General features: G+C 56.9%; 12 protein-coding genes and 1 other annotated feature. Of the genes, 3 read left to right on the top strand and 9 right to left on the bottom strand.

Annotation, left to right across the window (positions count from 1 at the left end):
• Window positions 1-26: 26 nt before the first annotated feature.
• The 7 genes from adk to L370_RS10010 all read right to left on the bottom strand — a co-directional run bounded on the left by adk (window position 27) and on the right by L370_RS10010 (window position 6,973).
• Window positions 27-671 (bottom strand): adenylate kinase, encoded by a 645-nt coding sequence (gene adk, locus L370_RS09980; RefSeq protein ID WP_006809841.1) that lies wholly within the window; start codon window positions 669-671, stop codon window positions 27-29.
• A gap of 228 nt (window positions 672-899) precedes the next feature.
• Window positions 900-2,774, bottom strand: coding sequence for a molecular chaperone HtpG (htpG, locus tag L370_RS09985; protein WP_023310609.1), 1,875 nt, complete (start codon window positions 2,772-2,774; stop codon window positions 900-902).
• 110 nt (window positions 2,775-2,884) lie between these two features.
• Window positions 2,885-3,490 carry a recombination mediator RecR gene (recR, locus tag L370_RS09990; protein ID WP_008499298.1) on the bottom strand — a complete coding sequence of 202 codons (606 nt, stop codon included), beginning with the start codon at window positions 3,488-3,490 and terminating at the stop codon, window positions 2,885-2,887.
• Complete coding sequence (locus tag L370_RS09995; protein ID WP_003858972.1) at window positions 3,490-3,822, bottom strand: YbaB/EbfC family nucleoid-associated protein; 333 nt, start codon at window positions 3,820-3,822, stop codon at window positions 3,490-3,492. Before L370_RS09995 ends, recR begins: the two co-directional genes overlap by 1 nt.
• A 54-nt stretch (window positions 3,823-3,876) precedes the next feature.
• Window positions 3,877-5,805, bottom strand: a complete 1,929-nt coding sequence (dnaX, locus tag L370_RS10000) for a DNA polymerase III subunit gamma/tau (RefSeq protein WP_023334739.1) — start codon at window positions 5,803-5,805, stop codon at window positions 3,877-3,879.
• Window positions 4,483-4,547: a sequence feature (DnaX frameshifting element), on the bottom strand. (Overlaps the previous gene by 65 nt.)
• A gap of 88 nt (window positions 5,806-5,893) precedes the next feature.
• Window positions 5,894-6,445 carry an adenine phosphoribosyltransferase gene (gene apt, locus L370_RS10005; RefSeq protein ID WP_000127359.1) on the bottom strand — a complete coding sequence of 184 codons (552 nt, stop codon included), beginning with the start codon at window positions 6,443-6,445 and terminating at the stop codon, window positions 5,894-5,896.
• A gap of 150 nt (window positions 6,446-6,595) precedes the next feature.
• Window positions 6,596-6,973 (bottom strand): DUF454 family protein, encoded by a 378-nt coding sequence (locus L370_RS10010; RefSeq protein WP_023334738.1) that lies wholly within the window; start codon window positions 6,971-6,973, stop codon window positions 6,596-6,598.
• A gap of 50 nt (window positions 6,974-7,023) precedes the next feature.
• On the opposite strand from L370_RS10010, the gene priC reads away from it, so the two are divergent.
• Both priC and rsmS read left to right on the top strand, forming a co-directional pair.
• The gene (priC, locus tag L370_RS10015) at window positions 7,024-7,551 is read left to right on the top strand and encodes a primosomal replication protein N'' (protein WP_023334737.1); all 528 of its coding nucleotides are present in this window, start codon (window positions 7,024-7,026) and stop codon (window positions 7,549-7,551) included.
• Between the two features lie 14 nt (window positions 7,552-7,565).
• Window positions 7,566-7,739: a pleiotropic regulatory protein RsmS gene (rsmS, locus tag L370_RS10020; protein ID WP_023334736.1), complete on the top strand. Its 174-nt coding sequence runs from the start codon at window positions 7,566-7,568 to the stop codon at window positions 7,737-7,739.
• A 32-nt stretch (window positions 7,740-7,771) separates the two neighbouring features.
• On the opposite strand, the gene mscK is transcribed toward rsmS, so the two are convergent.
• Window positions 7,772-11,128: a mechanosensitive channel MscK gene (gene mscK, locus L370_RS10025; protein ID WP_023334735.1), complete on the bottom strand. Its 3,357-nt coding sequence runs from the start codon at window positions 11,126-11,128 to the stop codon at window positions 7,772-7,774.
• Window positions 11,129-11,241: 113 nt separating this feature from the next.
• Window positions 11,242-11,895, bottom strand: a complete 654-nt coding sequence (acrR, locus tag L370_RS10030; RefSeq protein WP_023334734.1) for a multidrug efflux transporter transcriptional repressor AcrR — start codon at window positions 11,893-11,895, stop codon at window positions 11,242-11,244.
• Window positions 11,896-12,035: 140 nt separating this feature from the next.
• Here acrR and acrA point away from each other — a divergent pair, with 140 nt between their 5' ends.
• On the top strand, window positions 12,036-13,229 hold the full coding sequence (gene acrA, locus L370_RS10035; protein ID WP_023310601.1) for a multidrug efflux RND transporter periplasmic adaptor subunit AcrA: 1,194 nt from the start codon (window positions 12,036-12,038) through the stop codon (window positions 13,227-13,229).
• Window positions 13,230-13,231: the final 2 nt, after the last annotated feature.

Genomic DNA, 13,231 nt, shown 5'->3' with positions numbered 1-13,231 from the left:
CGGGAGCCCGGGTGAGAGGCGCGCGATTAGCCGAGGATTTTTTCCAGCTCTGCACGTACGTCAGCCACGGCTTTGGTGCCGTCAACTTTCGCGTATTTGGTGTTACCCGCCTGCGCTTCTTTGGTGTAGTAGCCGATCAGCGGTGCAGTCATCTGATGGTATTCCACCAGGCGTTTACGCACGGTCTCTTCCTGATCGTCTTTACGGGTGGTCAGCTCTTCGCCAGTCACGTCGTCTTTGCCTTCAACCTTAGGTGGGTTGAATTTGATGTGGTAAACGCGGCCAGAAGCAGCGTGTACGCGACGGCCAACGATACGGTCAACGATCAGCTCGTCCGGTACGTCGAACTCCAGAACGTAGTCCACGTTGATGCCCGCTTCTTTCATGGCGTCAGCCTGAGGAATGGTGCGTGGGAAGCCGTCCAGCAGGAAACCGTTACGGCAGTCTTCCTGAGCAATGCGCTCTTTGACCAGAGCAATCACCAGCTCGTCGGTCACCAGCTTGCCTGCGTCCATGATGTCTTTCGCTTGTTTACCCAGCTCGGAGCCAGATTTAACAGCGGCGCGCAGCATGTCACCGGTGGAGATTTGCGGAATACCGTATTTCTCCATGATGAACTGAGCCTGAGTTCCTTTACCCGCGCCCGGAGCGCCAAGCAGAATAATACGCATTGCGAAAATCCCCTCAAAAGTCGTTTCAATTTTTCAAAAGCGCTAAACAATACCACCAGAACGGGCATCGCTCAAGGAAGGCGGGAAGGCTGAAACGGTTAACGGGGGGAGATTATTTGGGTTAGTGCGGTTGATTCCCCTCACCCTAACCCTCTCCCCAAAGGGGAGAGGGAATTTGAACACCCTCTCCCCTTTGGGGAGAGGGCAGGGTGAGGGGCAGGTGTTTAATTACGCCAGCAGCAGCGCATTCACACGTTTAATGAAGAGGTTAGGATCTTCCAGCGTGCCGCGCTCGGCCAGCAGGGACTGATCCAGCAGCAGTTCAACCCACTCGGCAAAGCGGGCGTCGTCCTGGGTATCCGCCGCGCGTTTCACCAGAGGATGATCCGGATTAAGCTCAAAGATATATTTCACTTCCGGTACCGCCTGGCCCGCCGCAGCGAACAGCTTCGCCATCTGGGTGCTCATTTCGTCGGCATCGGTGGTGACAATCGCCGGAGTGTCGGTCAGACGGTGCGTGAAGCGCACCTCTTTCACGCGCTCGCCCAGCAGGGTTTTCACGCGCTCAACGAACGGCTCCAGCGCCTTCTCGGCTTCTTTCGCGCTTTCGTCCACTTCATCCGCCAGCTTGTCGATGGATTCGTCGGCTTTGGCTACGGACTGGAACGCCTTACCGTCGAACTCGGTCAGGTAGTTCATCATCCACTCGTCGATGCGGTCAGAAAGCAGCAGCACTTCGATGCCTTTCTTACGCAGCAGCTCCAGGTGCGGGCTGCTCTTCGCCGCCGCGTAGCTGTCGGCGGTGATGTAGTAGATCTTCTCCTGCCCTTCTTTCATGCGGGAGACGTACTCTTCCAGCGACACGGTCTGCGCGGAGGAGTCGGTGTGCGTAGAGGCGAAGCGCAGTAGTTTGGCGATGGTTTCAACGTTCGCGGTGTCTTCCGCCGGGCCTTCTTTCAGCACCAGGCCGAACTGTTTCCAGAAGGTCTGATATTTTTCCGCATCGTCTTTCGCCAGTTTTTCCAGCATCTGCAGCGCACGTTTGGTCAGGGCGTTGCGCAGGTTACGGGTGACGGTGCTGTCCTGCAGAATTTCACGGGAGACGTTGAGCGGCAGATCGTTGGAATCTATCAGACCGCGCACAAAGCGCAGGTAGTTCGGCATGAACTGCTCGGCATCGTCCATGATGAACACGCGCTGCACGTACAGCTTCAGGCCGTGCTTGTGATCGCGGTTCCACATGTCCCACGGCGCCTGTGCCGGGATGTACAGCAGGCTGGTGTACTCCTGCTTACCTTCCACGCGGTTGTGGCTCCAGGTCAGCGGGTCGGTAAAGTCGTGGGCGATGTGCTTGTAGAACTCGTTGTATTCGTCGTCTTTAATTTCAGACTTGTTGCGCGTCCACAGCGCCTGCGCCTTGTTGATCTTCTCCCAGGAGACCACGGTTTCACCGTCTTTCTCTTCCTGTTTTTCAATCTCTACCGGCAGCGCGATGTGGTCGGAATACTTGCTGATGATGGAGCGTACGCGCCAGTCGTTCAGGAAATCGTCTTCCCCTTCACGCAGGTGCAGGGTGATTTCGGTCCCGCGATCCGCTTTGGTGATGTCATCAACGGTGTACTCGCCTTCCCCTTTGGATTCCCACAGCACGCCGTTCTCGGCGCTGTCGCCTGCCGCACGGGTGCGGACGGTAACTTTGTCGGCCACGATAAACGCCGAGTAGAAACCGACGCCGAACTGGCCGATGAGCTGGCTGTCTTTCGCCTGGTCTGAGCCCATGGACTCAAGGAACGCTTTGGTGCCGGATTTGGCGATGGTGCCGAGGTGGTCGATCACCTCGTCGCGGTTCATCCCGATGCCGTTATCGGCGATGGTCAGGGTGCGGTTCTCTTTATTGAACGAAACGCGCACGCGCAGCTCGCCGTCGCCTTCGTACAGGTCCGGGTTAGACAGCGCGCGGAAGCGCAGCTTGTCCGCCGCGTCCGAGGCGTTGGAAATCAGCTCGCGCAGGAAAATTTCTTTGTTGGAATACAGGGAATGGATCATCAGGTGCAGAAGCTGTTTTACTTCTGACTGGAAACCACGGGTTTCTTGTCCTTTCATCTAAGTCGACCTCAACAATGCCATTTAATGGGGTTGTAAAACGTTGAGTGAGAGATGGGGATAAGGGAGGAAATTTTCAAGCGGAGGCCGCGCGCGCAGCCTCCGTTTGGTCAGAAAATAATCTTGTGACGACCGGCCAGAGAGTGTGACAGCGTGGTGCCGTCCACCATTTCCAGCTCGCCGCCCACCGGCACGCCGTGGGCGATGCGGCTGGCGTCAACGCCGTACTGCGAGCACAGTTCGGCGATGTAGTTGGCGGTTGCCTCCCCTTCCACCGTCGGGTTGGTGGCGAGGATCACCTCTTTGATGGTTTCGGACTCAAGACGCTGTTCAAGGCGGTCAAGACCGATATCATCCGGGCCAATACCGTCCAGCGGGGAGAGATGCCCCATCAGCACGAAGTAGCGGCCGGAAAACTGCCCGGTTTGTTCGATGGCGTAGATGTCCGCCGGACTCTCCACCACGCAAATCTGACCGTTTTCCTGACGACGCGGGTTCGTACAGATGTTACACACGTCCTGCTCGGTAAAGGTGCGGCAATCCGCACAGTGACCAATTTCTGACATGGCGCGGGTTAAAGCCTGCGCCAGGCGCATCCCGCCGCTGCGGTCGCGCTGCAATAGCGTAAACGCCATGCGCTGCGCCGACTTCGGGCCAACGCCCGGCAGGCAGCGCAGTGCTTCCATTAACTGCGTGAGCAGCGGACTGGTTTGCATCAGAATGGCATCTTGAAGCCAGGCGGCAGCTGCATACCGCTGGAAACAGAGGCCATTTTCTCTTTCTGAGTTTCGTCGATACGGCGAGCGGCATCGTTAAACGCGGCTGCAACCAGATCTTCCAGCATCTCTTTGTCGTCTTCGAGCAGGCTCGGGTCGATTTCCACGCGACGGCAGTTGTGCGCACCGTTGATGGTCACTTTGACCAGACCGGCACCGGACTCACCCGTGACTTCCAGCTGAGCGATCTCTTCCTGCATCTTCTGCATTTTTTCCTGCATCTGCTGAGCCTGCTTCATCAGGCCACCCAGACCGCCTTTTCCACCAAACATAGGCTTCTCTCTTCTTTCACGTTTAAGGATTACAACCGTAAGTCAGACTCACGATCAAATGGGGCGAATACTCTCTTCATCCAGATCGGCGTCGAAGAACCGGCGCAGGGTCTGAATGTTGTTATCCGCAATAATCGCCTCGCGCGCCTGCGCGAGCTTTTCTTCATAAATGGCCTGGCGCCACTCGAGCGGCGTTTTCACTGCAGGATTATCATCTTCAATGATAGTCAATTCAACCGGCGCGCCCTGTAATGCGGTGAGCGCCTCGGCCAGCGCCTTTTGCGCGCCAGGGGAATTGAGGTGACGCTGACCCGGACGCAGGTGTAAACGCACCTGATTGCCGTCCTGCTCTTTCCAGGCATTCAGCGCGACCTGCTCGACCAGCTTCGGCAGCTGGAGTTTGCTGACCTCGGCGGCCCAGGCGTCGCGCGCAATGGACTCTTCGGCAAGCTTCGCGGAAAGCTCCGGCGTTTTCTCATGCTCCAGCGCCTTTTTCAGCGCTTTCGGCGTGGCGACCTCTTCCTTCACCGTTTCAGTGATGGTGGTTGCCTTCCAACGGTAAGCCTCTTCTTTCACCGGGGCTTTCTGCTCGAGCGCGGACGGTGCAGGACGCGACTGAACGCGCTCCGTTACCGAGGCCAGACGTTCAAGCGCGGCGTTGTTCACCGGCCGCGCTCTTCCTGGCGCTGCCGGTTCACTCTTTTTTGGTTTGGTTACTCCCTGCGCACGCTGCAGCTGGCTGCGGGCGGCAAGCACCGAACTGGTGGCATCCGACAGCGGCACGTTTTGCTGTGGCGGCGGTGTCGGCTGCGGTGGCACCTGCTGCGGCGACATCACCGCCGTAGGGGCGACCGGCGCGAAAGACTGGCGCGGTACCTCAGGCTCGGGCAACGGCATGCGCGGATGGAACGCCAGCGCGCGCAGCAGCGTCATTTCAACGCCCATCCGGGGATCCGGCGCGAACGGTAACTCTTTACGGCCAATCAGCAGCGTCTGGTAGTACAGCTGCACGTCGGCAGGCGGCACGGTGCGGGCAAGCTCACGCATCCGCTGTTCAATGGCGGCCATATCTGCGCCAATGGCGGACGGAGAAAGCTGCAGCATCGCCACGCGGTGCAGCAGGCTGAGCATCTCAACCAGCAGTCCTTCCCATTCAATACCCCGGGCCGCGGCCGCATTCACCTGCGACATCACGCGTTCCCCGTTGGCGGCAATCATCGCTTCGATAAGCGACAGCGCCTGATCGTCATCCAGCGTGCCGAGCATGGTGCTGACCGCCTCGGTGGAGAGCTGGCCGTCACCGCTGGCAATCGCCTGGTCGGTCAGGCTGAGCGCATCACGCAGGCTGCCGTCCGCCGCACGGGCCAGCAGCTGCAGGGCGCGCGGTTCATGGACAATCTTCTCTTCATCAAGAATGTGTTCAAGCTGCGCGCGGATCTGTTCAACGTCCAGCGCCTTCAGATGGAACTGCAGGCAGCGCGACAGGATCGTGACCGGCAGCTTTTGCGGATCGGTGGTCGCCAGCAGGAACTTCACGTGCGCGGGCGGCTCTTCCAGCGTTTTCAGCAGGGCGTTGAAGCTGTGGCGCGACAGCATGTGCACTTCATCGATCAGGTAGACCTTGAAGCGGCCGCGTGCCGGGGCGTACTGAACGTTGTCCAGCAGGTCGCGGGTATCTTCCACTTTGGTGCGCGAGGCGGCGTCGATCTCGATCAGATCGACAAAGCGCCCCTGCTCGATCTCCCGGCAGTTATCACACACGCCGCACGGCGTGGCGGTGATCCCGGTTTCGCAGTTGAGACCTTTTGCCAGTAAACGGGCAATAGAGGTCTTACCGACGCCGCGGGTGCCGGAGAAAAGATAGGCGTGATGGATGCGACCTAGCGACAAGCCGTTCGCCAGGGCCGTCAGCACATGTTCCTGACCGACAACGTCGGCAAAGGTTTGTGGTCGCCATTTACGGGCTAACACCTGATAACTCATGGGCAGGCTCTGCAACGCTGGAAGGTGAATTTATGGAGGGGAATGCTATCACAACCTCACCCATTGAGCGAGGTTGTGAAAACCGGGATTAATGACCCGGGAAAGGCACCAGGCTGTAGCTGGTAATACCCTGTTTTTCGAGGCGCTGTTCGCCGCCGAGATCGAACAGGTTGATGATGAAGGCCGCGTCGGTCACTTCCCCACCCAGACGACGGATCAGCTTCACGGTCGCTTCAATGGTACCGCCGGTTGCCAGCAGGTCGTCGACCACCAGCACCTTGTCGCCAGGCTTGATCGCATCAACGTGGATCTCCAGCTGATCGGTGCCGTACTCCAGCTCGTAGCTCTCAGCGATGGTTTCACGCGGCAGTTTGCGCGGCTTACGCACCGGCACAAAACCCACGCCCATTGCCAGCGCAACCGGTGCGCCAAACAGGAAGCCACGGGCTTCGGTACCTACTACTTTGGTGATCCCGGCGTTTTTATAACGCTCGACCAGCAGTTCAATGCTGAGCGCGTACGCTTTCGGGTCTTCCAGCAAGCTGGTGACATCACGGAAAAGAATGCCAGGCTTTGGATAGTCCTGGATGCTTTTGATGCTGTTTTTCAGATATTCAAGCTGCTGTGCAGTTGCGGTCATCGGTTTTGCCTAAATAAAACAGTGTTACTCACAGCGCGCAACGAGTCGGTCAAGGCAACAATTGTTTAACCTTTGACCAGGCGCACCTGTGCTCGAAAACGGTCGAATTTACTGGCTGTGCGTGATAATTGCAACAGCCATGATGAGGCTTCAGTGCTTTTGTTGCTTTTCATCAACCACGGGGATCCGCCACATAAAGAAAAGCAGGCAGGCCAGGATCGCCAGCAGCAGAATGCGTACCCACATCATTTTCACCAGCCATAATGAAATAGCGAAGGTGATGAGGATCACCGCGATCGCGCGCGGCTTAGCGCCGGGCGGCATGGCCCGGTGTTTTTGCCAGTACCGCAGATAGCCGCCAAACCATGAGCGATAGAGCAGCCAGTGGTGAAAACGCGGCGACGAGCGGGCGAAGCACCAGGCCGCCAGCAGGATAAACGGCGTGGTCGGCAGTAAGGGTAAAAACACACCCAGCGTGCCAAGTACTACCGCGAGCCAGCCAATGATGATTAAAATAGTACGCTTCATAATGCGAATCGTTATCAAACTGAACGGCTACTTTACCACTGGAGAGCGCCTTGAAAACAGCACTGCTTCTTGAGAGGCTGCAAAATCAGCTGATTGCTCTGCGGGAGCAGGCTACACCGCTAATGGGGCACGCCACGCTGAAGCCGCGCTTTGACCGGCAGCTTTTTCGCACCCGCAGCACCGTCATTCAGGATTACCTGGCGGAAGCGCAGACGAACCTCGACGAGCTTCGCCATGCGGTTGAGAATGAACAGCAGGAACAGGTGGCGTGGCTTGCGGAGCATCTCACTGAGCAGATCACCGCTCTGCATCGCGAAATCGCCGCCTGGCCGCTGCGCGCCTGGGACAGCGCCTCTCCGGGGCTCGGAAAATGGCAGCGCAAGCGGCTGGAGAACCAGGAGTTTGAGCGCCGGCTGTTTGAGATGAAGCGCGAACGCGAATTACGGCTGAACAACAGCGAAACGCTGGAAGAGCAGCAGCTATTGATGCGCGAGATTAGCGCACTGGAAGGACGCCTCGCCCGCTGCCGCCAGGCGCGGGATGAGATTGAGCGCGTCATTGAACGTTTGACCCGTTAACAGGAGCCACACCCATGTCACTGGAAAATGCACCCGATGAGGTCAAGCTGGCCGTCGATTTGATTATGCTGCTGGAGAATCATGAGATCCCCGCCGAGACGGTGCTTAAGGCACTGGAGATTGTGCGGCGGGATTTTGAAGGAAAATTACCCCCTCACCCTGCCCTCTCCCCTGAGGGGAGAGGGTAAAAGCAGCCCGCACCAGATTATTCCCTCTCCCTTCAAGGGAGAGGGTTAGGGTGAGGGTCATCACCCTTAATCTCGCGCTTCACTTCCGTATGCTCATCGCCTTTCTCGTTACGCAGGTGAACCTCAAGCTGGTTGAAGGCGATATTAATATCGTTTTCACGACACAGGCGATCGATAGACCGGTTAAGCTCATCCACCGTGTAGCTGCGGTCACGAAGCTCGCGCACGTATAAACGCAGCTCGTGATCCAGCGTACTCGGCCCAAAGGTGGTGAAGAAGACCGCCGGAGCCGGATCGTGCATCACTTTCGGATGTTCTGACGCCGCCTTCAGCAGCACCTCTTTCACCTTCTCCAGATCCGATCCATAGGCTACGCCCAGGCGGATCACCACGCGCGTCACCGTATCGGAAAGCGACCAGTTGATCAGACGCTCGGTCACGAACGCTTTGTTCGGGATGATCACCTCTTTGCGATCGAAGTCGGTGATGGTGGTGGCACGAATACGGATCTTGCTGACCGTACCGGAGAAGGTGCCGATGGTAACGGTATCGCCGATTCGTACCGGACGTTCGAACAGGATGATCAGGCCGGACACAAAGTTACCGAAGATCTCCTGCAGGCCAAAACCAAGACCGACCGAGAGGGCGGCCGCCAGCCACTGCAGTTTATCCCACGAGACGCCGAGCGAGCCAAAGACCGTCATCGCCCCAACAATAATGATGACGTAGTTGAGGATCGTCGTAATGGCGTAGGAAGCCCCCTGACGAAGATTCAGACGTGACAGGAGCAGCACTTCAAGCAGACCCGGCAAGTTGCGAATCAACGCCCAGGCCACCACCGACGACACCAGCGCAAACAGCAGGCTGCCCATGGTCACGCTTTTCATCACCGCAGCGCCCGCTTCGGTACCGTTGTATTGCCAGAGGGTAATACTGTCGAGATAGGCGAAAACGGTAATGAGATCGGACCAGATAGCCCAGAACATCACCGCAAACAGGGCGATCATCACCAGCATGGTGATGCGCAGCGTCTGCTGGTTAACCTGCTCCAGGGCGATGGTCGGCTCTTCCTGTGGCTCCGCGCCTTCGGCCCCCTCTTTCACCTGATGCTGACGACGCGCGATAGCACGACGATAGGCGATGCGGCGGGCCGCCACGCTCAGGCCGCGCAGCACGGTCTGATAGAGCAGATTCCAGACGATCACCAGATAGACCGTTTCAATCCAGCGCCCGGACAGGCGCAGCGTGGTATAGAAATAGCCCGTTGCCGTCAGCACCATCAGCGCCAGCGGAATGATCGCCAGCACCGTCACGGTGGCCAGACGAATATTGTGGGACTCTTTATCACGCCAGCTGTCGCGGCACATCGGCCACATCAGGATCGCAATCAGCAGCAGGTTCAGCAGGATGACCAGCTGACCCAGCACGTCATCCATCAGATGCAGCGGGGAAAGCTCAGAGACAACTGACCAGAAGTGCAGCGGCAGGAGCGCCAGGCTGATGCGCACAATCTGACGACGCCAGTGGCTGGTCAGCTGCGCAGGCATGTTGAAATGACGCACCGCCACGCCGTCTTTTTCCAGCACCTTCCAGCACACGCCAAATACCAGCCAGAACAGCGCCAGTTTTTTACTGAACGCCCACAGCAGATCGCTGACGTTGAGCTGCATGGTGAGCAGAATCAGGCCCACGGCGAGAATAATCAGGCACACCGGCAGGGCGCGAATGAGGTCGATCAGAATCGCTTTTGGCGTATGGAGCTGGCTATCGTTGCGCAGCTGCCCCACTTCGGAGGCCAGCTTCGCCTGGTATTTTTTCAGCCAGCCCAGACGCCAGCGGATCAGGCCGGCAATCAGCAGCAGCGGTAATCCCGCCAGCAAGGCAATCGTCACCGCAGGCCAGGCTTTCTCCCAGTTTACGGTGATCTTCATGCTCTTGATCTGCGTTTTCAGCGTCTCCGGGAAGGATTTAATCCAGTCCCAGTCCATCGGCTTGTTGCTGTTCACCCAGAAAATCTGCTGGGTCAGGATCTCCTGCAGACTTTTCGAGACGCTCACCAGCTGCTGCTGGTTGATCTGCAGGTTAATGGCCATCATCAGCTGGTTGCCCAGCTGTTTGTTGAGCTGGTCCAGCAGCTCGCGACGCATATCAACGACCTGGAGCAGCGCGTCGTGCACTTCCGGGTTCACGTCGCTGGAATGTCCCTCTTCAATTTTGGCGACAAAGGAATCGCTCTGGAAAAGGGCATCACGCTGCTGGTTGACGTCGAACTGTTCCAGACGTAAATCCGCGATGCGGTTGGTCATGTCCTCCAGCTCATCGGCGGAGGGGAGCGTCTGCTGCTGCTGGTAGAGAATACGCGACAGCAGGAGGCTGCCTTTCAGAACCGCGATCTGCTCTTTGATGTTGCGCTCGGCCTGCAGCGCGCGATCCAGCCAGTTCTTCACTTTGATATTTTGCTGAACCAGCGAGTTACCGTTTTCCGTCGCCAGTATCAGGCGCTGGCTAAGCTGGTGGTTGGCCTCGAGCTCCTGTTTCACCAGCGGATTCGCCTGAATGCGGGCGGTTTCGTCCGGTGATACGGCCTCCTGGGCGGTTTTTTCCGTCAGGGTCAGGCGCTTGCTGTTTACCGCCTCCTGTAACAGCTGAAGCTGGTGTTCCAGGCGATTAATATTCGCGGTGACATAATCACGCTGTTTCTGAAGCGTGTCCTGAAGCACCGTATTCCCTTCCAGGCTTTTACGCTGCTGTTCAATCTGTGCGTTGAGCAAGCTCTGCTGAACCAGCAGCAGGGTTTGCTGCGTAGGGCGCAGCGTGCCCTCTCCCACCGTCGTGCCGTTCAGGCGGTTGCGGATCTGCTGCAGCTGCTGAGACGCGGAGTACATCGCATTTTGCACGCGCTCGGGCTGGGTTTGCAGGGAGACAAGCTGGCTGTTATAGGTCGCGAGGTCGGACTGCGCGGTTTGCAGGTCGTCGAGCAGTTGCGCGACGCGCGACTCCAGCTGACGTAAAGAGAGCGTCGAGAGCGTCTTGCGCGTTTCGGTATCGTTATCGACATCGCTCAGGGCGTTCAGCGATTCCGTCGCTTTGCGCATATTTTCAGGAGCCTGCGCCACCTTCTGACGAAGCTGGGCGGTTTCTGCTTTGACGCGTTCAATTTTATCCAGCGTTTCCAGCGTTTCCGTCAGATCCTGCTGGACGAGTTTCTCCTGAGGAGAGAGCTCTTTCTGTTTGTTCAGCGTGTCGAGCTGCGACTGAACATCGCCGCGCGAGGGAATATCATTGCTGTTATCGGCGCGGGCCCAGGTCAGCGGCGCCGTGGCGAAGAAAAACAGCATCGCAAAGAGCAATGCAAATACAGGATGTTGCGAGCGATTGATGGGCAGCATAGTTGTGAATGATGTCAGAAGATGACCGAAAATAGTCCGGCGTGAAGAATATCACGCTCGCCGGGAGCAGAATAGCGCGAACGTTATCCTCTGAGATAAATCCTGGAAAGGGATCAGGCCGTTAGCGAAGGTGCTTCGCTGCGCAGCGTGGGGCAGAGCTGTAGCATTTCCAGTAAAATCGCCACGTAGCTGCGGGCTTCCTCTTTGAGGTCAAAGGATTGCGGCGCAAAAAGCCAGTTTTCCATCAGACCGGAAATGTAGCTGCGCATCAGGATTGCCGCCCGCCGGGTCAAGAGATTGGCCGGTAACAGCTTTGCCTGCATGCACAGGTTCAGGTTCTGTTCAATACGGTCATAGCTTTCCAGGCTAAGGCTGCGTTGCGCCTGCTGCACCACCGCCATTTCGCCCACGAACTCGCATTTATGAAAGATAATTTCCATCATTAATCTGCGACGTTCTTCAACTACCGTCGCTTCAAGGATATATACTAATATTTCTCTCAATACTGAGAGTGGATCGTCGGGGAATTTTGCCCGATACTCACTCTCGAGATCGCTAATGCTGGACTCTGAAAGCTCCCAGATTTCACTGAACAGATCTGACTTATCTTTAAAATGCCAGTAAATCGCTCCCCGCGTCACACCGGCAGCCTGCGCAATTTGTGCCAGCGAGGTGGATGAAACACCCTGCTGAGAGAACAAACGTATTGCCACATCCAGTATGTGTTGTCGGGTTTCCAGCGCTTGTTGTTTAGTTTTTCGTGCCATAGGTGGGTGAATTTACAGGAGTCAGATTTACATACATTTGTGAATGTATGTACCATAGCATGACGATAATATAAACGCAGCAATGGGTTTTAGACTCAGGACCCTTGATCAATTTGAAATCGGACACTCGAGGTTTACATATGAACAAAAACAGAGGGTTAACGCCTCTGGCGGTCGTTCTGATGCTCTCAGGCAGCTTAGCGCTTACAGGATGTGACGACAAACCAGCTCAACAAGGAGCTCAGCAGGCGCCAGAAGTAGGCGTCGTGACGCTCAAATCTGAACCTCTACAAATCACCACCGAATTACCAGGCCGTACAAATGCTTACCGCATTGCGGAAGTGCGTCCTCAGGTTAGCGGCATTATCCTGAAGCGTAACTTCACCGAAGGTGGTGATGTGAAAGCCGGTGAGTCTCTGTATCAGATTGATCCAGCAACCTATCAGGCATCGTATGAAAGCGCGAAAGGCGACCTGGCAAAAGCGCAAGCCGCAGCCAAAATCGCCCAACTGACGCTTAACCGTTACCAAAAACTGCTCGGTACCAAGTACATCAGCCAACAGGATTACGATACCGCCCTGGCAGATGCCCAGCAGGCTAACGCGGCCGTGGTAGCAGCCAAAGCGGCTGTCGAAACCGCGCGCATTAACCTGGCCTATACCAAAGTGACCTCCCCTATCAGCGGTCGTATTGGTAAGTCTTCCGTCACGGAAGGGGCACTGGTGCAGAACGGTCAGACCACTGCGCTGGCGACCGTACAGCAGCTTGATCCGATCTACGTTGACGTGACGCAGTCCAGCAACGATTTCCTGCGCCTGAAACAGGAGCTGGCTAACGGCACCCTGAAACAGGAAAACGGCAAAGCCAAAGTGGAGCTGATTACCAACGACGGTATCAAGTTCCCGCAGGAAGGTACGCTGGAATTCTCTGACGTGACGGTCGACCAGACCACCGGTTCCATTACCTTACGTGCGATTTTCCCGAACCCTGACAAGAATCTGCTGCCAGGGATGTTCGTTCGCGCACGTCTGGAAGAGGGAACGAATCCAACCGCACTTCTGGTTCCACAGCAAGGTGTGACCCGTACGCCACGCGGCGATGCGAGCGCGCTGGTTGTGGGGGCTGATGACAAAGTCGAAACGCGCAATATCACCGCCACCCAGGCGATTGGCGATAAATGGCTGGTGACGGAAGGTCTGAAAGATGGCGATCGCGTGATTGTTACTGGTTTGCAAAAAGTTCGTCCTGGCGCGCAGGTTAAAGCACAGGAAGTGAAATCTGACGATAAACAACAAGCTTCGGCCGCTGGCCAGTCAGAACAAACCAAGTCTTAACT

Source organism: Enterobacter sp. MGH 24 (genome assembly GCF_000493015.1).
Lineage (GTDB): Bacteria > Pseudomonadota > Gammaproteobacteria > Enterobacterales > Enterobacteriaceae > Enterobacter.
Note: the sequence above shows the minus strand (reverse complement) of the source record. Positions and strands in the feature narration are given on the sequence as shown.